A 21,306-nucleotide genomic window follows, 5' to 3' on the forward strand; every position below is an offset into this window, starting at 1 on the left:
TCCCCTCACATCCGGAAGACGCCGAAGGCGGGCTCGGCCAGCGGCGCGCCCGCGCACGCCGTCAGGGCCAGGCCCAGCACCTGCCGGGTCTCCATCGGGTCGATCACGCCGTCGTCCCAGAGCCGGGCCGTGGCGTAGTAGGCGTTGCCCTGGCGCTCGTACTGGGCGCGGATCGGGTCCTTGAAGGACTCCTCGTCCTCCAGCGGCCAGGACTCCCCGCGGGCCTCCAGCTGGTCCCGCTTGACGGTCGCGAGGACGGAGGCGGCCTGCTCGCCGCCCATCACGGAGATCTTGGCGTTGGGCCACATCCACAGGAAGCGCGGCGAGTACGCCCGTCCGCACATGGAGTAGTTGCCCGCGCCGTACGACCCGCCGACCACCACCGTCAGCTTCGGCACCCGGGTGCACGCCACCGCGGTCACCATCTTGGCGCCGTGTTTGGCGATGCCGCCCGCCTCGTAGGCCTTGCCCACCATGAAGCCGGAGATGTTCTGGAGGAACACCAGCGGGATCCCGCGCTGGTCGCACAGCTCGATGAAGTGGGCGCCCTTCTGGGCGGACTCGGAGAACAGGATGCCGTTGTTGGCGACGATCCCGACCGGGTGACCGTGGATCCGGGCGAAGCCGGTGACCAGGGTCTGGCCGAACTCGGACTTGAACTCGGCGAACCGCGACCCGTCGACCACGCGCGCGATGACCTCGCGGACGTCGTAGGGGGTGCGGGAGTCGACCGGCACGGCGCCGTACAGCCCGGCGGGGTCCACCTTCGGTTCGACCGGTGTGGTGACCTCCCAGGGCAGCGGGCCGCGCGCGGGCAGGGTGGCGGCGATGTTCCGCACGATCCGCAGCGCGTGGGCGTCGTCCTCGGCGAGGTGGTCGGTCACGCCCGACACCCGCGAGTGGACCTCGCCGCCGCCGAGCTCCTCGGCGGTGACGACCTCTCCGGTGGCCGCCTTCACCAGCGGCGGCCCGCCCAGGAAGATCGTGCCCTGGTCGCGCACGATCACGGCCTCGTCGCTCATCGCGGGCACGTACGCCCCGCCGGCCGTGCACGAGCCGAGCACGGCGGCGATCTGCGGGATCCCGGCGCCGGACATCCGGGCCTGGTTGAAGAAGATCCGCCCGAAGTGCTCGCGGTCGGGGAAGACGTCGTCCTGCATGGGCAGGAAGGCGCCCCCGGAGTCCACGAGGTAGATGCACGGCAGACGGTTCTCCAGCGCCACCTCCTGCGCGCGCAGGTGCTTCTTCACCGTCATCGGGTAGTAGGTGCCGCCCTTGACGGTGGCGTCGTTGGCGACGACCACGCACAGCCGGCCGCTCACCCGCCCGATCCCGGCGATCACGCCGGCGGCCGGGGCCTGTCCCTCGTACATCCCGTCGGCGGCCAGCGGGGCCAGCTCCAGGAACGGCGAGCCGGGGTCCAGGAGGGCGTCCACCCGGTCCCTCGGCAGCAGCTTCCCGCGTGCGGTGTGCCTGGCCCGCGCCTTCTCACCGCCCCCCAGCCGGGCCGCGGCCAGTTTCGCGCGCAGCTCTTCCACGAGGGCGCGGTGCGCGTCCTCGTTGGCCCGCCAGGCCTCCGACGCGGGATCGGCCGCGCTCGTCAGCTCCGGTGCCTCTTGCATCCTGCGGTCCCCTCACCCAGCGATCGACTGTTAATGAGCGTTAACCATTTCCTTCAGGTTAACGACCGCTAACCCCGCTGTCTAGAATTGCTTCCATGGCCACCAGAACCGACGCCCCCACCCGGCGCGAGCAGATCCTCAAGGAGGCCGCGCGGCTGTTCGCCGAGCGCGGCTTCCACGGTGTCGGAGTCGACGAGATAGGTGCCGCGGTCGGCATCAGCGGTCCCGGGCTCTACCGCCACTTCCCGGGCAAGGACGCGATGCTCGCGGAGCTGCTGGTGGGGATCAGCGGCCAGCTGCTGACCGGTGCCCGCCGGCGCCTGGAGGAGGCGGACGGGGGGTCCGCCGAGGCGGTCCTCGACTCGCTCATCGAGGGGCACATCGACTTCGCGCTCGACGACCGCCCGCTCATCACCCTGCACGACCGCGAGCTGGACCGGCTGCGCGACAGCGATCGCAAGCTGGTGCGCCAGCTCCAGCGGCAGTACGTCGAGCTCTGGGTGGGGCTGGTCCGCGAGGTCTATCCGGCGCTGGCCGAGCCGGCCGCCCGCTCGGCGGTGCACTCGGTCTTCGGTCTGCTGAACTCCACCCCCCACCTCGGCCGCCCGGGGTCCCTGCCGGGGCGCGCGGTGACGGCGCGGCTGCTGCACCGGATGGCGCGCGGCGCGCTGGGGGCGGCGGCCGGGCCCGAGGAGGCGGAGCACCCCGCGCGGGCGTGACGAGCGTTACGGCCGATCCCCTCGACTCCTGTCGCTACCGGCCGGTACGGTTGATCTGAGCAAGCGCTTAGACAGCCGACGTCGGCAAAGACCTGGAGGTGGCGGCGTGCGCCGTACGGTGTTCAACGAGGATCACGAGGCGTTCCGGGAGACCCTGCGCGCCTTCATCGAGGCCGAGGTCGTTCCGGTCTACGACGAGTGGTTCGCGGCCGGCCAGGCGCCCCGCGACTTCTATTACAAGCTCGGCGAGCTGGGCGTCTTCGGCATCCGCGTCGACGAGGAGTACGGCGGCGCCGGCATCGACTCGTACAAGTTCGAGGCCGTGGTCTACGAGGAGACCGCCCGCGCGGGCATCACCTTCGGCGGCTCCGGTGTGCACGTGCTGCTCGGCCTGCCCTACATCAAGCTGCTCGCCACCGACGAGCAGAAGAAGCGCTACCTGCCGAAGTTCGCCTCCGGCGAGGAGATGTGGGCCATCGCGATGACCGAGCCGGGCACCGGCTCCGACCTCGCGGGCATGAAGACCACCGCCAAGCTCTCCGAGGACGGCACGCACTACGTCCTCAACGGCTCCAAGACCTTCATCACCGGCGGCGTGCACGCCGACCGCATGATCGTCTGCGCCCGCACCTCCGCGCCCACCGCCGAGGACCGCCGCCACGGCATCTCCCTGTTCGTGGTGGACACCAAGGCCGAGGGCTACTCCATCGGCCGCAAGCTGGACAAGCTGGGCCTGAAGACCTCCGACACCGCCGAGCTGGCGTTCGTCGATGTCAAGGTCCCCGTCGAGGACCTCCTCGGCGAGGAGAACAAGGGCTTCTACTACCTCGGCCACAACCTCGCCTCCGAGCGCTGGGGCATCGCCTTCGGCGCCTACGCGCAGGCCAAGGCCGCCGTCCGGTTCGCCAAGGACTACGTCAAGGAGCGGACCGTCTTCGGCCAGACCGTGGCGTCCTTCCAGAACACCAAGTTCGAACTGGCCGCCTGCCAGGCCGAGGTGGACGCGGCCGAGGCCGTCGTCGACCGCGCCACGGAGGCCCTCGACGCCGGTGAGCTGACCCCCGCCGAGGCCGCCAGCGCCAAGCTGTTCGCCACCGAGGTCGCGCACCGCGTCATCGACCGCTGCCTCCAGCTCCACGGCGGCTACGGCTTCATGAACGAGTACCCGATCGCCCGCCTGTACGCCGACAACCGCGTCAACCGCATCTACGGCGGCACCAGCGAGATCATGAAGTCGATCATCGCCAAGGACATGGGTCTGTAAGGTCCGCGCAATTTCCCGCCGGTAGAAATGGCTGCATGAGTCAGGCACTTCAGTCTCTCCTCGATCTGCTCGACCTCGAGCAGATCGAGGAGAACATCTTCCGCGGCCAGTCCCGGTCCGCCGTCGTCCCGCGGGTCTTCGGCGGGCAGGTCGCGGCCCAGGCGCTGGTCGCCGCCGGGCGGACGGTCCCCCCGGACCGCCTCGCCCACTCCCTGCACGCGTACTTCCTGCGGATGGGCGACCCGGGCGCGCCCATCGTCTACAACGTCGACCGCATCCGCGACGGCGCCTCGTTCACCACCCGCCGGGTCGTCGCCGTCCAGCACGGCAAGCCGATCTTCGGCCTGTCGGCGTCCTTCCAGACGTACGAGGACGGACTCGACCACCAGGCCCCGATGCCTCCCGCGCCCGACCCCGTCACCCTGCCCACCTCCCAGGAGCGGCTGCGCGGCTACGACCACCTCGACGCCGAGGTGGTGGAGCGGTTCCTGGAGGCGCGCGAGGCGATCGACCTGCGCTACGTGGACGAACCGCCCTACGGGAAGTTCGGCGAGCCGCGCGAGCCGCACTCCCAGGTGTGGTTCCGCACCAACGGCAAGCTCGACGACGACCCCCTGCTGCACGTCGTCCTCGCCACCTACGTCTCCGACATGACGCTCCTCGACTCCGTCCTGCTCGCGCACGGCCGCGGCGGCTGGGCGGTGGGCGACGTCGTCGGGGCCTCCCTCGACCACGCCATGTGGTTCCACCGCCCGTTCCGCGCCGACGAATGGCTCCTGTACGACCAGGAGTCGCCGTCCGCGTACGGCGGCCGCGGCCTCGGCCAGGCCCGGATCTACACCCAGGACGGCCGGCTGGCCATCTCGGTGATCCAGGAAGGCGTGGTCCGCGTCCCTCGGCAACACTGAGGGACATGACCGAGGGGAAAGCAGCACCAGCGCACGACGACGGCGGCGAGAGCGTCTTCACGGTGATCGTCGCCGCTCTCGCCAATCTCGGGGTCGCGCTCGCCAAGGCGGTCGCCGGCGTGATCAGCGGCTCCAGCGCGATGCTCTCCGAGGCCGCGCACTCGGTCGCCGACACGGTCACCGAGGTGCTGCTGCTGACCGCCCTCAAACGCAGCGGGAAACCGGCCGACGAGGACCATCCCCTCGGCTACGGCGCCGAGCGCTACATCTGGGCGATGCTGGCCGCCGTCGCCACCTTCGTCGGCGGCGCCGTCTTCTCGTTCTACGACGGCATCCACACCCTCGTCGCCGGCGAGGACCTCGGCGACCCGCTCGTCTCCTACATCGTCCTCGGCGTCGCCTTCCTGCTGGAGGGCTTCTCCCTGCGCACCGGCGCCCGGCAGGCCCGCGGCGAGGCGGACCGCTCCGGGATCCCCTTCCGGCGCTATCTGCGCCGGACCCCCGACACCGCCGTGAAGGCGGTCGTACTGGAGGACTCCGCCGCGCTCGTCGGCCTCGTGCTCGCGGCCGGCGGGCTGCTCGGCGGGCAGCTCACGGGCTCCGGCGTCTGGGACGGCGTCGCGTCCGTCCTCATCGGCCTGCTCCTGCTGTGCGTCGCCTGGATCCTGGGCCGCTCCAACGCCGAACTCCTCATCGGCCGGCCGCTGCCGAAGCCCGTGCGCCTGCGCATCCGCGAGGAGCTGCTGGAGATCGAGCACATCGAGGCCGTACTGGAACTGACGACCCTGGTGCAGGGGCCGCGGGAGGCCCTGGTCGCCGCCAAGGTCGACTTCCGGGACGCGTCGAGCGCGGCCCAGGTCGAGCGGGCCTGCGAGCGGGCCGAGCAGCGGCTGCGGGCGGCCTTCCCGGTGGTGAGCCGGGTGTATCTGGACCCGACGCCCGGCCCCGAGCGACGGGTCGTCGCCCGAGGTGACGAGTCGCGGGTGCAGGACTAGGCTCGGTTATTGAACGCCGCAGGACACGGCACGACCGGCCGAGGCGGTTTTCCGGCAGGACGGCCCGCGTCCGCGGTGACGCGCGCGTGAAACCCGTACCGGACGACCCCTCGCGACCCGAAGGCGTCGGCGGCCGCGTGCGTACCTCTCCTGAATACGCGGTGATCCCGAGACCGCGCCGCAGTGCTTCGCCCCTGTGGCCGCGGCCATCAGCCTCGCGTGTTCCTCCCGGGACCGCGAGAAACGATGGAACGAGGTTTTCCATGCAAGCCCAACGTGTGAGGCGTCTGTTCGCGACGTCCGCCGCCGGTCTGCTTCTGGCCGGTGGTGCCGCGATCGGTGCGGCGGGTACCGCCTCGGCGGCCACCCCGAGCCACACTCCCGGCCAGGCCTCCAGCCAGGCTCCCAGCCACAACCGCTACTGCTACGACTACGCCGGCTACGGCCGCTGGTGGAACAACGGCAACTGCGACTACAGCTTCGGCTACAGCGGCTGGAACAACTGGAACAACTGGAACAACTGGAACGGCTACGGGAACTGGAACAACTGGAACGGCTACGGGAACTGGGGCAATTGGAACGGCTACAACAACTGGGGCAACTGGGGCAACGGTTACGGAGACTGGTGAGGCTATCGCTGAGCGCACCGGTGCGATCCGGTGAACGCACGATGCGCGGCCCCGCTCCCCGGGACCGCGCATCACGGCGTCGCACGGGCGTCGCACGGCCTTCCGCGAGGCCGGCGGGCCGCACCGGACCGGGCCGCCGCCGGCTCAGGCCAGTCCGGCCTCCGCCAGCAGATACGCCGTCATCGGGTCGTAGTAGCGCGGGCTGAGCACATGGTCGTCCAGCGGCACCGCCACCTGGAGGGTGCCCTCCGCCTCGGCGAGGAAGAGCGCCGGGTCGTTGCAGTCGGCGTAGCCGACGGAGTCGATGCCGTGCTGCCCCGCGTAGCCCGCCCAGCCGTGGTCGGCGACCACCAGATCGGGCAACGGACGCTCCTCGCGCTCCAGCGCGGTGAGGATCGCGCGCATCGGCTCCCCGGAGTGGGTGTGCCACAGGGTGGCGCCGTGCTCCAGCACCGCCACGTCCGCGAACTGCATGACGTAGCCCTCGTCGGTCTGCAACAGGTCCGGGATGACGACGATCTCGCAGCCCGCGGCCCGCAGCGCGGCGGCCGTGGCCCGGTGCACGTCGAGCAGGCCGCCCGGATGACCGGTGGCGAGCAGCACCCGCTGCCGCCCCTCGGCCGCCTTGCGCAGCCGGCCCGCCAGCCGCTCCAGGGCGGCGACGGTCAGCTCGGGATCGATGGTGTCCTGGCCGTACCGGTACGAGTCGTCGTCGTTGACGCCCACCCGCTCCGCCATCACCGCGAGCACGTCCTGCTCGTCGCTCCAGCGGTCGCCGAGCTCCAGCCCGAGCCAGTAGTTGCGGTCGCCGTTCGCCAGCTTGCGGTAGTGGGAGAGGTTGTTCTCGCGGGGGGTGGCGACGTCGCCCGCGATGCGCGTCCGTACGAGGTGGTCGACGAGTTCGGCGCGGCTGGGTGTCCCGGGTATCGGCATGGTCCCCATTGTGAGGCAGCGGGCCGGGTGCGCACCTGACGTCCCGCACGCTGGGACACGCGTCACTCACCAGGGCCCCTGCCGGTCCGTCACGGCCCGTGCGTCATCGCTGTTTCAGCGCGAACCACAGCTCCATCCGTACGTCCGGGTCGTCCAGATCCGCGTCCAGCAGCGCCGCGCACCGGGCGATCCGCTGCCGCACGGTGTTGCGGTGCACCGCGAGGGCCACCGCCGTACGGTCCCAACTGCCGTGCAGGGACAGCCAGGTGCGCAGGGTCTCGGTGAGGGCGGGGGTGCCGGCGACCGGCGCCAGCAGGGCGCGGGCGTGGGCGGTCGCCTCGTCGTGCGGGACCAGTTCCGCGAGCCCGGGGCGGTCGCCGTGGCGCACCAGCGGGACGCGGGTGGCCCGCGCGCGGGCCAGGGCACGGGCCGCCTGGACGTCGGCGGCCGGCCAGTCGTGTGCGGCGGCGGGCGCGCTCACGCCCAGCGTCCAGCCGGGCTGCCCGGCCGGTTCCCGGTCCTCGGGCACCAGGACCCGCACCAGGCCGTCGGCGAGATCGACCAGCGCGGAACCGAGCGCCGCGCCCAGCGCGGAGGCGGCCACCGGGCCGGCGGCCTGCCCGTCCGGGAGGGCGTGCACGACGCGCCCGCGCTCGGCGTTCAGCAGCGGGGCCACCGTCTCCGGAGCGGCGCCGAGCAGCAGCCGTACCAGCGCCGAGGAACGGGCCGCGCCGGTGCCGCTCTGGTGCTCGCCGGTCAGGAGGGAGAGCAGCACGGCCGCCACCGAGGCGACGCTGTGGTCGGCGGGGTCGCGGCGGGGGGTCGCGACCCCGAGCACGAAGCCCTGCCCGGTGCCGAGGGCGTAGGCCGCGAGATGGGTGCCGGCGGCGGTGTCGGTGGCGGTGGTGGAAGGCCGGCTGGTGACCACCCGAGCAAGCCCGGCGAGCGCCGCCCGCACCGGACCGGCGGCGCCTGTGCCTGAGCCCGCGCTTTGGCCCGCGGCGCCCGTGCCTGAGCCCGCGCTTGTGCCCGCAGCCGTGCCCGTGCCCGCGCCCGCAGCCGTGCCGGTGCCCGCAGCCGTGCCGGTGCCCGCAGCCGTGCCGGTGCCCGCAGCCGTGCTCGTGCCGGTGCCCGCAGCCGTGCCCGTGCCCGTGCCGGCGCCCGCGGGAGCCCCAGCGGCCGAGGCCCCCGCGGCCCCCGCGCCCTTGATGCCGTCGCCGGGCCTGGCTCCTTCGCCGGGCCTGCCTCCGGTGGTGCTGCCTCCGGCCGTCGTACCGGCTCCGGCTCCGGCTGCGCCGCGCCGGGCCGCCGTGCCCCCGGCCGCCGCCGTCGTGGCCGTCGTGCCCCCGGTCGCCGCGGCCGCGGGCAGGCGGCCCGCTGTGGCGAGTTCCGTTCCGTCCGGGCCGTACAGCACCGTCCAGCCGTTCACCCGCTGGGCCAGCCGGCGCAGCACCGAGGGCACCGGGTCCGGCCGGGACGCGGCCGCCGCCAGGCTCTGCTGGGCCTCCGTGGTCCGGCGCAGCTCGGCCAGCCGGGACTGGGCCATGAGCTGCCAGACCGCGCGGGCCACGCCCGAGAACGTGGTCTGCGGGGGCACCTCCAGCAGCGGCAGCGCGTGCGCCTCGCAGGCCGCCACCAGCGCCCGCGGCACCGTGTCGTGCACCGGCGCAAGCCCGAAACCGAGGGCCGCGCCGCCCGCCGCCACGATCCGCGAGACGTAGTCGTCGAAGTACTCCTCCCACCCCTCGGCCCCGCCCGTGCCGGCGGAACCCCCGTCCGGGGCCGCCGCCTGCGGGACGTGCACCCCGGCCGACAGCAGCAGCTCGCCGCCCAGCAGGTACGGGTAGGGGTCCGCCATCTCGGAGGTGTGCACCCAGTGGATCACCAGGTCCGGGTCGGACGGCCCCGCGATCTGCCGTAGGGCCAGGTCCTCCCGGGCCAGCAGCGCCGACAGCATGACGGGCGGCGTGGGCGGGACCGCCGGTGCGGAAGTGTCAGGCATGGTGTGCGTTTCGTCCTTCCGAGACGGTTCAAGTGGAGGAAACGTACACTTCGCCGTCGCTTTCCGGCCACCTAGTGTCAGTCCCGACCGGCAGCCGCGGGTACCGGCGTATGTCCCCGCGCAGCGCAGCCGGCCGTCCCCCGTACCTGCACGACACGCCACCGAGCGAAGCGCGAAGGAGGGCCCCGCATGGCCGTCGACTACACAGTGATCGTCGTCTATCTGGCCGGCATGCTGGCCATGGGCTGGTGGGGCATGCGCCGCGCCAAGTCCAAGAGCGACTTCCTCGTGGCGGGCCGCCGTCTCGGCCCCGCCATGTACTCCGGCACCATGGCCGCCATCGTGCTCGGCGGCGCGTCCACCATCGGCGGGGTCGGGCTGGGCTACCAGTACGGACTCTCCGGCGCCTGGATGGTCTTCACCATCGGCCTCGGACTCCTGGCCCTGTCCGTCTTCTTCTCCGCCCGTATCGCCCGGCTGAAGGTCTACACCGTCTCCGAGATGCTGGACCTGCGCTACGGCGGCCGGGCGGGCGTCATCTCGGGCCTGGTCATGTGGGCGTACACCCTCATGCTCGCCGTCACCTCGACCATCGCCTACGCCACGATCTTCGACGTCCTGTTCGACATGAACCGGACCCTCGCGATCGTCCTCGGCGGCTCGATCGTCGTCGCGTACTCGACGCTCGGCGGCATGTGGTCGATCACGATCACCGACATGGTGCAGTTCGTGGTGAAGACGATCGGCGTGCTGCTCCTGCTGCTGCCCATCGCGGTGATCAGGGCCGGCGGCTTCGGCGAGATGAAGGCCAAGCTGCCCACCACCTACTTCGACCCGCTGGGCATCGGCGGCGAGACCATCTTCACCTACGTGCTGATCTACACCTTCGGCATGCTGATCGGCCAGGACATCTGGCAGCGCGTCTTCACCGCCCGTAACGACCGGACGGCGAAGTGGGGCGGCACCGTCGCCGGCACCTACTGCCTGGCGTACGCCCTCGCCGGCGCCGTCATCGGCACGGCCGCCAAGGTCCTCTACCCGAAGCTGGCCAGCCCGGACGACGCCTTCGCGACCATCGTCAAGCACGAACTGCCCGTCGGCGTCCGGGGCCTGGTGCTGGCCGCCGCGCTCGCCGCCGTGATGTCGACCTCCTCCGGCGCCCTCATCGCCTGCGCCACCGTCGCCAACAACGACATCTGGGCGCGGCTGCGCGGCAGTCTCGGCGGGGCGGCCGCGCACGACGGGGACGCGCACGACGAGGTCAAGGGCAACCGCGCGTTCATCCTGATCATGGGAGTCGTCGTCATCGGCACCGCCATCGCCCTGAACAACGTGGTCGAGGCGCTGACCGTGGCGTACAACCTGCTCGTCGGCGGACTGCTGGTGCCCATCCTCGGCGGACTGCTGTGGAAGCGCGGCACCGTGCAGGGCGCCCTGGCCTCGGTCGTGGTCGGCGGCCTCGCCGTGATCGGCCTGATGGCGACCTACGGCATCCTCGCCAACGAGCCCGTCTACTACGGCCTGCTGGCCTCGCTGGCCGCCTACCTGGTGGTCTCCCTGGCCACCCCGGCGACCGACGCGAGCGTGCTCGCCGCCTGGCGCGAGCGGCTGGCCGGCCGGACCGCCGAAGCCACGCCCGAGCCGGTCCCGGTCTCCCAGTAAAGTCGGGAACAAGCAGCCCATACGCGGCGACGCGTAGGAAAGAAGGCAGTTGCATGAGCAGTGAGACGCCCCGCGGACCCGTCGACTCCTCCCGCATACCGCGGTACGCCGGTCCCGCGACCTTCGCCCGGCTGCCCCGCCTGGACGAGGTCGGCACCGCCGACGTCGCCGTCGTGGGCGTGCCGTTCGACGCGGGCGTCTCCTACCGGCCCGGCGCCCGTTTCGGCGGCAACGCCATCCGCGAGGCGAGCAGGCTCCTGCGCCCCTACAACCCGGCGCAGGACGCCTCTCCCTTCGCGCTCGCCCAGGTGGCGGACGCCGGTGACATCGCCGTCAACCCCTTCGACATCAACGAGGCCGTGGACACCATCGAGGCCGCGGCGGACGACCTGCTCGGCACCGGCGCCCGGCTGATGACCCTCGGCGGCGACCACACCATCGCGCTGCCGCTGCTGCGCTCCGTGGCCAAGAAGCACGGCCCGGTCGCGCTGCTCCACTTCGACGCCCACCTGGACACCTGGGACACCTACTTCGGTGCCGAGTACACCCACGGCACCCCGTTCCGGCGGGCCGTCGAGGAGGGCATCCTCGACACCGAGGCGCTCTCCCACGTCGGCATCCGCGGCCCGCTGTACGGGAAGAAGGACCTCACCGACGACGAGAAGCTCGGCTTCGGCATCGTCACCTCCGCGGACGTCTACCGGCGCGGCGCCGACGAGGTCGCCGACCAGCTCCGTCAGCGCATCGGCGACCGTCCGCTGTACATCTCCATCGACATCGACTGCCTCGACCCGGCGCACGCCCCCGGCACCGGCACCCCCGAGGCCGGCGGCATGACCTCCCGCGAGCTGCTGGAGATCCTGCGCGGCCTGGCCTCCTGCCACCTCGTCTCGGCGGACGTCGTCGAGGTGGCGCCCGCCTACGACCACGCCGAGATCACCTCGGTGGCCGCGTCCCACACCGCCTACGAACTGACCACGATCATGTCCCGCCAGATTGCCGAGGCCCGAGCGAAGTGACCCACGACCACGACCTCGAACTCCGTCCGACGCCCGCCCAGACGGAGGCGGCGCTCAACCCGCCCCCCGGCCGCATCGGCGGAGACCTGGTCGTGGAGACGCTGGCCGGGCTCGGCGCGACCACCGTCTTCGGTCTGCCCGGCCAGCACGCCCTCGGCATGTTCGACGCGCTGCGCCGCTCGGACCTGCGCTACATCGGCCTGCGGGTGGAGAACAACGCCGGGTTCGCGGCGGACGCGTACGGCCGGGTCACCGGTGAGGCGGCCCCCCTGCTGCTGTCCACCGGCCCCGGCGCGCTGACCTCGCTCGCCGCGCTCCAGGAGGCGGCCTCGGCCTCCGCTCCGATCCTCGCGATCAGCAGCCAGATCCCCACCGCGGGGCTCGGCGGCGGCCGCCACGGCTATCTGCACGAACTGCCCGACCAGGCGGCCTCGTTCCGGGGCGTCGTCAAGTCCGTGCACACGGTCCGCGCCGCCTCGCAGATCCCGTCCGCGATCGCGGCGGCCTGGAAGTCCGCGCTGAGCGCCCCGCACGGTCCGGTGTGGGTGGAGATCCCGCAGGACGTGCTGCTGGCCGAGACCTCCCTGCCGGTGGTCACCGCCGTCGACGCGGCGCCCGAGGAACTGCTTCCGCGGCCCGAATTGACCGCCGTGGCGGCCGATCTGCTCGCCCGCGCACAGCGTCCGGCGATCATCGCGGGCGGTGGAGTGGTCCGGGCGGACGCCTCCGGAAAGCTGAGGCAGCTGGCCGAGAGGCTGAACGCGCCCGTGGTCACCACCTTCGGCGGCAAGGGCGCCTTTCCCTGGAACCACCCGCTGTCCCTCCAGTCCTGGCTGGAGGACCGGCACACCACGGACCTCCTGGAGGACGCGGACGTCCTGCTGGTGGTGGGCTCGGGTCTGGGTGAACTCTCCTCCAACTACCACACGTTCGCGCCGCGCGGCCGGGTGATCCAGATCGAGGCGGACCTCGGCAAGCTGGAGTCCAACCATCCCGCGCTCGGCATCCACGCGGACGCCCGTATGGCGTTGCAGGCACTGCTGGAGACGGTGCCGGAGCGGGCGGACGCGAGCGCCCGGGAGCGGGTGAGCACCCTGCTCGCCAAGGTCGCCGAGCGCATCGACGCCCAGGAACTCACCCTGGAGCAGCAGGTGCTGGGGTCGGTCCGCCGGGCCCTGCCGGACGGCTCCCCGTCCTTCTGGGACATGACGATCCTCGCCTACTGGGCCTGGTCGGCCTTCGACGCGAAGGCGCCCAACGCCATGCACTCCGCGCAGGGCGCGGGCGGCCTCGGCTACGGCTTCCCGGCGGCGCTCGGCGCGGCCGCCGCCGATCCGTCCCGCCCGGTCCTCGCGGTCTCGGGCGACGGCGGCGCCCTGTACTCGATCGCCGAGCTGGCCACCGCCCGCCAGTACGACCTGAACGTCACCTGGCTGATCGTCGACGACGGCGGTTACGGCATCCTGCGCGAGTACATGACCGACACCTTCGGGCAGGCCACGGCGACCGAGCTGAGCCGCCCGGACTATGTGGCGCTGGCCGAGTCGTTCGGGGTCCCGGGCATCCGTACCAGCCCCGAGGCGCTGGAGACGGACCTGACGAAGGCGCTGGCGGCACCGGGACCGTCGGTGGTCGTCCTCCCGGCCCTGCTGCGGATGTTCGCGCCGACGCACCTGGACTGAGGTGGCGTACAGCGGGTGGTGCCACTGGTGGCGCCGGTGGTGTCACATGGCGCCACCGGAGGTGCCAAACAGGATCGAGGCTCCCCGTGGTGTCGCGCTGACACCTCTTGATGTCGGCACGTTTTAGCAGGTCAGGCCCAGTGGGTGCACCCAGGTGCACCCACTTTTCTTTTGTGGGGTTGCCTGTGGCGCCACAGTGGTGCCATGATGGCGTCATGGACCTCACGCCGTATGTCGACTCCCTCCGCCGTGAACTCGCGGTGGCCGCCGAGGCCGGCGGCGACGAAGCTCGCGAGCTGGCCGAGCGGCTCACCGCCCCCCTGGAGTCGGCGACCCGCCTGACCATGCTCAACGTGCTCTCCGCCGCGATGGACGAGATCACCCGCGATCTCGCCCCCGGCTCGGTCGACGTACGCCTGCGCGGACTCGACCCCGACTTCGTGGTGACACCCCCGCCGCGCGACGAGCCGTACGACGACAGGAGCGGGCCCGCCGAGCCGCTCGCCGCACCGGCCCCGGCACCCGCCGACGCCGACGAGGGCGGCACCGCCCGGGTCAACCTGCGCCTGCCCGCGCATCTCAAGGCGCGCGCCGAGGAGGCCGCCGGCCGCGAGGGCCTGTCGGTCAACGCGTGGCTGGTCCGGGCCGTCTCGGCCGCGGTCGACGGCGGCACCGCGTCGCCCGCGACCGGGAAGCCCCGCGCCACCACTGCCACCCGCACCGTCGGGCAGAGCTTCACGGGCTGGGTGCGCTAGCCGCGCCCCGCCCGCCCCGCACCACCCACACCACGTCCCACCTGCAGGGACGCCACGAGGACTCAAGAGGACGGGACAGCCATGCCTTCTTTCGACGCCCCTTTCCACACCCCCGAACCGATCTCGGTCACCGCCCAGGTGGACGCCGGATCCATCCGCTTCATCGCCGGCGACCGGCTCGACACGCTCGTCGACGTCCAGCCGCGCGACCCCAAGAAGGACCGGGACGTACGGGCCGCCGAGCAGACCGAGGTGCGCTACGCGAACGGCCTGCTGACCGTCAGGACGCCGAAGGGGCGCTGGGCCGTCGGACCCACCGGCGTCGCCGACGTGACGGTCGAACTGCCCACGGACTCGCGGGTGGAGGTGGCCGGCGCCTGGACCCACGTGCACGGCGAGGGCCGCCTCGGCGAGGTCCGGGTGAAGACCTCGGCGGGCGACGTCCGCCTCGAAGCCACCGGGCAGCTGCACCTGACCGCGTCCCACGGCAGCATCACCGTGGACCACGTGCGGGGCTCCGCCGAGATCACCACCAGCTCCGGCAGCCTGCGCGTCGGCACCGTCGAGGGCCAGGCCGTCCTGAAGAACTCGCACGGCGGCACGACGGTCGGCGAGGTCCAAGGCGATCTGCGGGTCAGCGGCGCCAACGGCGACATCCTCGTCGGGCGCGCCGAGGGCTCGGTCACCGCCACCACCGCCCACGGCACCCTGCGCATCGAGGACGTCGCCCGCGGCACCGTCCAGCTGGAGACCTCCTACGGCGCCATCGACATCGGCATCCGCGAGGGCACGGCCGCCTGGATCGACGCCGGCTCGGGCTCCGGCCAGGTGCACAACGTGCTCACCGCGTCCGAGGGCCCGGCCGAGTCCGAGGACACGGTCGAGGTCAGGGCCCGTACCCGCTACGGCAACATCGACATCCGCCGCGCCCGGTCCTGACCCGCCCCCTCGGCCGCGTACGGCCGAGGCCACCGCACCGCTTCGTGCGCCTTCATGCGCCTTCATATGCCTTCGCACGTCTTCGCGCGCCTCGCACGCCTTCGAGGGGGAGGACCCCATGCCTTTTTCTGTCATGCCCATGTCTAGAAAACCGGTGCCCGGACAGCCTGACGGAGGGCAGCCGCCCGCCGCCGTCTCCGCCATCGGGCTGCGCAAGTCGTACGGCGACAAGACCGTCCTGGACGGCATCGATCTGCGGATCCCGGCCGGCACGGTGTTCGCGCTGCTCGGGCCGAACGGCGCCGGCAAGACCACCACCGTGCAGATCCTGTCCACGCTCGTCGCCGCCGACGGCGGACAGGCCCAGGTCGCGGGCCACGACGTCGCCGCGTCGCCGGACGGCGTGCGGGCCGCGATCGGCGTCACCGGGCAGTTCGCCGCGCTCGACGACCTGCTCACCGCCGAGGAGAACCTGCTCCTCATGGCCGACCTGCTGCGCCTCGGCAAGCGCGAGGGACGCAGACGGGCCGCGGAGCTGCTGGAGCGGTTCGGCATCGCGGACGTCGCGCACAAGCGCGCCGCCACCTTCTCCGGCGGGATGCGGCGTCGGCTCGACCTCGCCATGACCCTGGTCGGAAACCCGGAGGTGATCTTCCTGGACGAGCCGACGACCGGTCTCGACCCGCGCAGCCGCCGCACCATGTGGGAGACGGTGCGCTCGCTGGTCGCGGGCGGAGTCACGGTCTTCCTCACCACGCAGTACCTGGAGGAGGCCGACCAGCTGGCGGACCGGATCGCGGTGCTCGACGGCGGCCGGATCGTCGCCGAGGGCACCGCCGCCGAGCTCAAGGCGCAGATCCCCGGCAGCCACGTCCGCCTGCGGTTCACCGGCCCCGACGAGTACGAGCGCGCCGTCGCAGCCTTCCCGGGCGCGGTCCGCGACGACGAGGAGCTCGCCCTGCGCGTCGCGGGCGACGGCGGCCTCGACGCGCTGCGCGCCCTGCTCGACCGGCTCGACGCGGCCGGGGTCGCCGCCGCCGACCTCTCCGTGCACACCCCCGACCTCGACGACGTCTTCCTCGCCCTGACCGGCGACGGCGGCACGGGCACCGACCTCGGCACCGGCACGGGCACCGACCTCGGCACCGGCACGGGCACCGACCTCGGCACCGGCTCCGGCTCCGGCACCGACCCCGACTCTGCGCTCCACGTGAAGGAGACCCGGCGATGAGCACCCTCACCTACGCCGTGCACGACTCGATGACGATGCTGCGGCGGAACCTGAAGCACGCGATCCGCTATCCGGCCGTGGGCTTCGGCGCCGCCATGACACCCATCCTGATGCTGCTGCTGTTCGTGTACGCCTTCGGCGACTCGATCGGCGCGGGGATGGGCGGCGGCCGGGACGCGTATCTGAACTATCTGACCCCCGGCATCATCGTCATGGGCGTGGCCGCCGGTTCGATGTCCACCTCGATCGCGGTCTGCTCCGACATGACCGAGGGCATCATCAACCGCTTCCGCACCATGAACATCACGCGTTCGTCGTTCATGACGGGACACGTCGTCGGCAGCGTCATCCAGACGATGCTGAGCGCCGTGCTGGTCGTCGGCGTCGCGCTCGCCGTCGGCTTCCGGTCCGGGGCCACCCCGCTGGAGTGGCTGGCCGCGGCCGGCCTTCTCACGGCCATCGCCTTCGCGGTGACGTGGCTGTCCACGGCGCTCGGCCTGATCTCCAAGACCGTCGAGTCCGCGAGCAACAAGCCGCTGCTCGTCCAGTTCCTGCCGTTCCTCGGCTCCGCCTTCGTACCGGCCCAGTCCATGTCCCCGGGCCTGCGCTGGTTCGCCGAGTACCAGCCCTTCACGCCGATGACCGAGACCCTGCGCGGTCTGCTCTCCGGCTCGGCGATCGGCAACGCCGGCTGGATCTCGCTCGCCTGGTGCGTCGGCATCACCCTGGTCGGCTATTTCTGGTCCCGCTCGCTCTTCAACAGCAACACCAAGCGCTGAGCGCCGGTGGCACCCTCGCCCTCGTCCCCGCCCTCGTTCCGGGCGGGGACGAGCCGTTGATACGGTCCCGTCATGCCCGAAGCGCGCCGCACCTCCGCTCCCGTCACCGCCGACGACGTAACCACCGCCGTCCGACTGGCGGCCGATGTCCTGCGGGCGGCGGAGGCGGCCGACTGGGACGCCAAGGCCGGTTCGCTGGAGTGGAGTTGCTGGGAGACGGTGGAGCACCTCGCCGACGACCTGTTCGCCTACGCCGCCCAACTGGGCCCCGAGCGGCCGCCGTCGGACCGGGAGGTCCCCTTCGTGTGGAGCGCCAGGCGGCCCGGCGGCCCGGCGAACGTCGTCTTCGCGGACCGCGCCGCGGGACCGGCCGGACTGGTGCAGGTGCTGGAGGCGAGCGGGGCCCTGCTGGCGGCCATGGTGCGCACCACGGCGCCGACCGTCCGGGCGCACCACGTCTTCGGCGCCGCCGATCCCGAGGGCTTCGCCGCCATGGGGGTCGTGGAGACCCTGGTTCATCTGTACGACGTCGCTTCCGGACTCGGTGTCGCGTGGCATCCGGACGCAGACCTCTGCGACCGGGTCCTGGCCCGCCTCTTCCCGCACGCCCCGACCGGCACCGACGGGTGGGCCACCCTGCTGTGGACCACCGGCCGGGGAGAGCTCGAGGGGCACGCGCGGCTGACGCGCTGGCGCTGGTACGGGGCCCCCGTCACGCCGGACGCCTGAATCCCCGTACGCCGTCGAGCCGGTCACCCCACCCGGGGCGGCCGGCTCGACGTGCAGTGCGCGCGGACTACCAGATCGCCTCGACCCACTCCGGGTGGTCGATGAACGGGTTGCGGTTGTGCTGGTAGGTGTCGTAGATGACCTGGTTGCGCCGCTCCTCGAAGGCGCTCGGCGGGTCCGCCTCGTTCCAGGCCTTGAGCACCGAGAGCTTGCCCATGTACGGGTTGCTCCCGTTGTTCACCTTCTCGTTGGGCTCCAGGTCGGCGAAGCCGTCGCCACCGTCGTAGCGCACGGCCATGTAGAGGATCATGCGGGCCACGTCGCCCTTGTCGGCGGCGCGCGGCTCGAAGGAGTCGGAGTCGACCTTGCTGCCGCCGCCGTTGGTGACCGCGCTGCCGCCGTTGTCGAAGTCCAGGTTGCCGCGGGTGCTGTTGACCTGGACGTCGGCGGCCCGCAGGTGGTGCAGGTCGGTGCCGGGACCGGTGACCTCGCCGAAGTCCCCGTGCGACTTGGCCCAGGTGTGCTCGCGGTTCCAGTCGCCGACGTCGCCGCCGTTGAGGGACTTGCTGCGCGAGACACCGCTGTACAGCAGGAGCACGTTGCTGGTGTTGTTCGGGTCCTGGTCGGTGACCTTGAGCGCGTCCCAGACCGCGGAGTAGGAGATCTTGCTCTGGCTGCTGATGATCGTGTGCAGTGCGGACTTCAGGCTGGTACCGGTCTTTCCGACCGCGTTCTTGTAGTACGTCGAGTCGTACGCGGTGGTGGTCGCCGCGGCGGGGGACGCGGTGAGCGCGGGAGCGGTCAGTCCGACCAGGACGGCGGCGGTGGTGAGGGCCACCGACTTCCATCGGTGCAGGTGTGTCGCCAGCATGTGGGGTCCCATCTACGCGGGTTGATTGAAGGCGGCAACCGGGAGGATGGCATGGACATGTAGACGTGGCAATGAAGTTGACATGTCTATCAAGTGGCGGGGACGGGCAAGTCGGGTTTTGTCTACGCGAGTTGATGGCCGTGGTGGAGGAATGGCTGAAACGGCCCCTGGGATCCGCCGGGGTCCAGGGGCCGTTGGGGTGTGGAACGGTACGGGGTCAGCCGACGTCCGAGGGGTCCAGCCGGTAGAGCGTCGAGGACGACTGGCCGTTCTGCGCACCGGAGTCGGCGTCGGATGCGGAGTCGGATCCGGAGCCGGACTCCGAGTCCGACCCGGTGCTCGCCGTCTTGCTGTACTCGCTCTCCTTCACCGCGGTCGCATGCTTCTGCACCCAGGCGGTGACGGCCGAACTGGCGCTGTTGCCGCCGCCCATGCCGCCGCCCATACCTCCGCCACCGATCTGGATGTAGTGCAGCTCGCCCTTCTTCACCAGCTCCTCGAGCTTGGCGACCGTCATGCCGTTGTCGCTGCCGGTGAAGCCGAACATGGAGATGACGGGCTTGTGGGTGCTCAGGATCAGCTGCCCTGCGGACTGCGAGTCGGACACCGCGAGCAGCCACTTGGCGCCGTCCTGGTGCTTCTCCAGGTACGCGATCAGCTCACTGCTGGTGCCGCCGCCCGGCCCGCCGCCCATGCCGCCGCCGGGCTGCCCGCCCGAGCCGTTCGGGGCCGTGCCGCCGGGAAACGTACCGTTCTCGCCATTGGGGAAGCCGCCGGGGAAGCCACCGGCCTGACCGCCTTCGCCGCCACCCTCGCCGCCGCCTTCGCCGCCACCCGGGAATCCGCCGTTCCCGCCACCCTCAGGGGCGCCGCCGGGCAGTTCACCGTTCGCCCCGCCGGCTTCCTGGTTGCCCTGCCCGGTCCCGCCGGGCAGTTCGCCGCCGCCGGGGCCGCCGCCGAAGCCGCCCATGCCGCCGCCCATACCTCCGCCGCCGAATCCGTTGCCGGTCGAGGGACCGGCGGTCGGGTTTGTGCCGCCCATGCCGCCGCCACCGGAGCTCGCCGGTACGGAGACCGCGTACGCCGTCGGACCCGCGAGGCCCGCCACGACCGCGGCGGCCACGGACGCGGCCAGCAGCCGGGCGCGCCGGCCGGTGCGGAACAGGACCAGGCCCACCACCGCCAGCGCCATGACCACCGCGACGAGGGGCCACAGCCAGCCGTTCCAGTCGGTGGCCCGGCGCAGCAGCACGACCGCCCAGATTCCGGTGACCGCGAGCCCGGCGGGCAGCACCCACGACCAGCGCGCGTCGCCGCCGCGCAGGGCACGCAGCAGCATGGCGCCGCCGCCCCCGCACAGCACCGCGATGCCGGGGGCGACCGCGGTCGTGTAGTACGGGTGCATGGTGCCCTCGGCCATGGCGAAGGTCAGATAGTGCAGCAGCGTCCAGCCGCCCCACAGCACCAGCGCGGCGCGGGTGAGGTCGGTGCGCGGGGCACGCCCGCACAGCACCAGCCCGCCGACGAGGGCGACGGCCGCGAACGGGATCAGCCAGGAGATCTGGCCGCCCAGGATGTCGTTGAACAGTCGGCCCAGGCCCGAGGTGCCGGAGAAGCCGCCGCCCCCACCTCCGCCACCCCCGCCGTTGCCCTCGCCGCCGAGGACCCGGCCGAGGCCGTTGTAGCCCATGATCAGGTCCCAGGCGGTGCCGTCCGTCGAACCGCCGATGTACGGCCGGTCGTCGGCGGGCACGAGGGAGACGGCCGTAGCCCACCAGAAGCTGGAGACGGCCAGCACCACACCCGCGAGCAGCAGGTTCACGATCCGCTTCACGAGCTTCGGGGTGGCCGCGTAGAGGTAGACCGCGAAGACGGCGGGCAGCGCGATGTAGCCCTGGAGCATCTTCGTGTTGAACGCGAGACCGAAGCAGGCGGCCGAGCCGAGCAGCGGCAGCAGCCGGCCGTTCGTGGTGGCCCGCAGGGCCAGGGCCGCGCCCGCCACCATGAGGAACACCAGCAGGGTGTCGGGGTTGTTGTCCCGGTTGATGGCGACCGTGATCGGGGTCAGCGCGAGCACCAGGGCGGCGACGGCCGCGGCGCCGTGGCCCCACACCCGCTTCACCGAGGCGTGCAGGATCCAGATGGTCGCCAGCGCGACCAGGATCATCGGCAGCATCATCTGCCAGGTCCCGAAACCGAGGATCCGGCAGGACAGGCCCATCACCATCAGCGCGAGCGGCGGCTTGTCCACGGTCATGAAGTTGCCCGCGTCCAGCGAGCCGAAGAACCACGCCTTCCAGCTCTGCGTGCCGCTGAACACGGCGGAGCTGTAGAAGCTGTTCAGGCCGGAGCCGGAGAGGTTCCAGGAGTAGAGCACGCCCGCCAGCACCAGGATGGCGATCAACGCGGGGAGCGACCAGCGCGGCGCCTCCAGCGGCGGCGCCGGTGGCGTGACCGGCGGCGACGGGTCGGGGGTCACGGTGGGCTGGGGGAGTGGATCGGTGGCAGATGTCACCACTGCACCATGCAGACACCCGATGGGTGCCGACTGTGGCGAAGCTGGGCGC

Annotated in this window: 18 protein-coding genes; 13 read left to right on the plus strand and 5 right to left on the minus strand. The window is 72.1% G+C overall.

Annotation, left to right across the window (positions count from 1 at the left end; all coding sequences use genetic code 11):
• Positions 1-5: 5 nt before the first annotated feature.
• Positions 6-1,622 (minus strand): carboxyl transferase domain-containing protein, encoded by a 1,617-nt coding sequence (locus ACZ7OY_RS01260; RefSeq protein ID WP_471909463.1) that lies wholly within the window; start codon positions 1,620-1,622, stop codon positions 6-8.
• A 95-nt stretch (positions 1,623-1,717) separates the two neighbouring features.
• On the opposite strand from ACZ7OY_RS01260, the gene ACZ7OY_RS01265 reads away from it, so the two are divergent.
• The 5 genes from ACZ7OY_RS01265 (at position 1,718) to ACZ7OY_RS01285 (ending at position 6,137) form a co-directional block, all read left to right on the plus strand.
• Positions 1,718-2,341 carry an SACE_7040 family transcriptional regulator gene (locus ACZ7OY_RS01265; RefSeq protein ID WP_351619595.1) on the plus strand — a complete coding sequence of 208 codons (624 nt, stop codon included), beginning with the start codon at positions 1,718-1,720 and terminating at the stop codon, positions 2,339-2,341.
• A 106-nt stretch (positions 2,342-2,447) separates the two neighbouring features.
• Positions 2,448-3,605, plus strand: a complete 1,158-nt coding sequence (locus ACZ7OY_RS01270; RefSeq protein ID WP_471909464.1) for an acyl-CoA dehydrogenase family protein — start codon at positions 2,448-2,450, stop codon at positions 3,603-3,605.
• Between the two features lie 35 nt (positions 3,606-3,640).
• On the plus strand, positions 3,641-4,513 hold the full coding sequence (locus ACZ7OY_RS01275; protein ID WP_471909465.1) for an acyl-CoA thioesterase: 873 nt from the start codon (positions 3,641-3,643) through the stop codon (positions 4,511-4,513).
• A 5-nt stretch (positions 4,514-4,518) separates the two neighbouring features.
• Entirely contained in the window at positions 4,519-5,508 is a 990-nt protein-coding gene (locus ACZ7OY_RS01280; RefSeq protein WP_471909466.1) for a cation diffusion facilitator family transporter, read from the plus strand.
• A 263-nt stretch (positions 5,509-5,771) separates the two neighbouring features.
• The gene (locus tag ACZ7OY_RS01285) at positions 5,772-6,137 is read left to right on the plus strand and encodes a hypothetical protein (protein ID WP_471909467.1); all 366 of its coding nucleotides are present in this window, start codon (positions 5,772-5,774) and stop codon (positions 6,135-6,137) included.
• Between the two features lie 144 nt (positions 6,138-6,281).
• On the opposite strand, the gene ACZ7OY_RS01290 is transcribed toward ACZ7OY_RS01285, so the two are convergent.
• Both ACZ7OY_RS01290 and ACZ7OY_RS01295 read right to left on the minus strand, forming a co-directional pair.
• Positions 6,282-7,070, minus strand: coding sequence for a phosphatase (locus tag ACZ7OY_RS01290; RefSeq protein WP_471909468.1), 789 nt, complete (start codon positions 7,068-7,070; stop codon positions 6,282-6,284).
• A gap of 103 nt (positions 7,071-7,173) precedes the next feature.
• The gene (locus ACZ7OY_RS01295) at positions 7,174-9,072 is read right to left on the minus strand and encodes a helix-turn-helix domain-containing protein (RefSeq protein WP_471909469.1); all 1,899 of its coding nucleotides are present in this window, start codon (positions 9,070-9,072) and stop codon (positions 7,174-7,176) included.
• A gap of 189 nt (positions 9,073-9,261) precedes the next feature.
• Here ACZ7OY_RS01295 and ACZ7OY_RS01300 point away from each other — a divergent pair, with 189 nt between their 5' ends.
• From ACZ7OY_RS01300 to ACZ7OY_RS01335, 8 genes are all read left to right on the plus strand, one after another.
• Positions 9,262-10,734 carry a sodium:solute symporter family protein gene (locus tag ACZ7OY_RS01300; protein WP_471909470.1) on the plus strand — a complete coding sequence of 491 codons (1,473 nt, stop codon included), beginning with the start codon at positions 9,262-9,264 and terminating at the stop codon, positions 10,732-10,734.
• A 53-nt stretch (positions 10,735-10,787) separates the two neighbouring features.
• Positions 10,788-11,753, plus strand: coding sequence for an agmatinase (gene speB / locus ACZ7OY_RS01305; protein ID WP_471909471.1), 966 nt, complete (start codon positions 10,788-10,790; stop codon positions 11,751-11,753).
• Positions 11,750-13,435 carry a thiamine pyrophosphate-binding protein gene (locus ACZ7OY_RS01310; RefSeq protein ID WP_471909472.1) on the plus strand — a complete coding sequence of 562 codons (1,686 nt, stop codon included), beginning with the start codon at positions 11,750-11,752 and terminating at the stop codon, positions 13,433-13,435. Before speB ends, ACZ7OY_RS01310 begins: the two co-directional genes overlap by 4 nt.
• A gap of 215 nt (positions 13,436-13,650) precedes the next feature.
• Positions 13,651-14,190, plus strand: coding sequence for a hypothetical protein (locus ACZ7OY_RS01315; protein ID WP_471909473.1), 540 nt, complete (start codon positions 13,651-13,653; stop codon positions 14,188-14,190).
• Positions 14,191-14,271: 81 nt separating this feature from the next.
• Positions 14,272-15,129, plus strand: coding sequence for a DUF4097 family beta strand repeat-containing protein (locus ACZ7OY_RS01320; RefSeq protein WP_471909474.1), 858 nt, complete (start codon positions 14,272-14,274; stop codon positions 15,127-15,129).
• A gap of 133 nt (positions 15,130-15,262) precedes the next feature.
• Positions 15,263-16,360 (plus strand): ATP-binding cassette domain-containing protein, encoded by a 1,098-nt coding sequence (locus tag ACZ7OY_RS01325; protein WP_471909475.1) that lies wholly within the window; start codon positions 15,263-15,265, stop codon positions 16,358-16,360.
• Complete coding sequence (locus ACZ7OY_RS01330; protein WP_471909476.1) at positions 16,357-17,139, plus strand: ABC transporter permease; 783 nt, start codon at positions 16,357-16,359, stop codon at positions 17,137-17,139. Before ACZ7OY_RS01325 ends, ACZ7OY_RS01330 begins: the two co-directional genes overlap by 4 nt.
• Before the next feature lie 72 nt (positions 17,140-17,211).
• Positions 17,212-17,868 carry a DinB family protein gene (locus ACZ7OY_RS01335; protein ID WP_471909477.1) on the plus strand — a complete coding sequence of 219 codons (657 nt, stop codon included), beginning with the start codon at positions 17,212-17,214 and terminating at the stop codon, positions 17,866-17,868.
• A 67-nt stretch (positions 17,869-17,935) separates the two neighbouring features.
• Here the strand turns inward: ACZ7OY_RS01335 and ACZ7OY_RS01340 are convergent, their stop codons facing one another.
• Positions 17,936-18,739: an endonuclease I family protein gene (locus tag ACZ7OY_RS01340; RefSeq protein ID WP_471909478.1), complete on the minus strand. Its 804-nt coding sequence runs from the start codon at positions 18,737-18,739 to the stop codon at positions 17,936-17,938.
• 217 nt (positions 18,740-18,956) lie between these two features.
• The gene (locus tag ACZ7OY_RS01345; protein WP_471909479.1) at positions 18,957-21,254 is read right to left on the minus strand and encodes an ArnT family glycosyltransferase; all 2,298 of its coding nucleotides are present in this window, start codon (positions 21,252-21,254) and stop codon (positions 18,957-18,959) included.
• Positions 21,255-21,306 lie beyond the last annotated feature (52 nt).

This window comes from Streptomyces sp. NPDC107559 (assembly GCF_055657365.1).

Excerpts from the sequence above, each read along its gene's own strand:
- ACZ7OY_RS01260 (WP_471909463.1), bottom strand. The coding sequence starts at position 1,622 with ATGCAAGAGGCACCGGAGCTGACGAGCGCGGCCGATCCCGCGTCGGAG.
- ACZ7OY_RS01265 (WP_351619595.1), top strand. The coding sequence starts at position 1,718 with ATGGCCACCAGAACCGACGCCCCCACCCGGCGCGAGCAGATCCTCAAG.
- ACZ7OY_RS01275 (WP_471909465.1), top strand. The coding sequence starts at position 3,641 with ATGAGTCAGGCACTTCAGTCTCTCCTCGATCTGCTCGACCTCGAGCAG.
- ACZ7OY_RS01280 (WP_471909466.1), top strand. The coding sequence starts at position 4,519 with ATGACCGAGGGGAAAGCAGCACCAGCGCACGACGACGGCGGCGAGAGC.
- ACZ7OY_RS01285 (WP_471909467.1), top strand. The coding sequence starts at position 5,772 with ATGCAAGCCCAACGTGTGAGGCGTCTGTTCGCGACGTCCGCCGCCGGT.
- ACZ7OY_RS01290 (WP_471909468.1), bottom strand. The coding sequence starts at position 7,070 with ATGCCGATACCCGGGACACCCAGCCGCGCCGAACTCGTCGACCACCTC.
- ACZ7OY_RS01295 (WP_471909469.1), bottom strand. The coding sequence starts at position 9,072 with ATGCCTGACACTTCCGCACCGGCGGTCCCGCCCACGCCGCCCGTCATG.
- ACZ7OY_RS01300 (WP_471909470.1), top strand. The coding sequence starts at position 9,262 with ATGGCCGTCGACTACACAGTGATCGTCGTCTATCTGGCCGGCATGCTG.
- speB (WP_471909471.1), top strand. The coding sequence starts at position 10,788 with ATGAGCAGTGAGACGCCCCGCGGACCCGTCGACTCCTCCCGCATACCG.
- ACZ7OY_RS01315 (WP_471909473.1), top strand. The coding sequence starts at position 13,651 with ATGGACCTCACGCCGTATGTCGACTCCCTCCGCCGTGAACTCGCGGTG.
- ACZ7OY_RS01320 (WP_471909474.1), top strand. The coding sequence starts at position 14,272 with ATGCCTTCTTTCGACGCCCCTTTCCACACCCCCGAACCGATCTCGGTC.
- ACZ7OY_RS01325 (WP_471909475.1), top strand. The coding sequence starts at position 15,263 with ATGCCCATGTCTAGAAAACCGGTGCCCGGACAGCCTGACGGAGGGCAG.
- ACZ7OY_RS01330 (WP_471909476.1), top strand. The coding sequence starts at position 16,357 with ATGAGCACCCTCACCTACGCCGTGCACGACTCGATGACGATGCTGCGG.
- ACZ7OY_RS01335 (WP_471909477.1), top strand. The coding sequence starts at position 17,212 with ATGCCCGAAGCGCGCCGCACCTCCGCTCCCGTCACCGCCGACGACGTA.
- ACZ7OY_RS01340 (WP_471909478.1), bottom strand. The coding sequence starts at position 18,739 with ATGCTGGCGACACACCTGCACCGATGGAAGTCGGTGGCCCTCACCACC.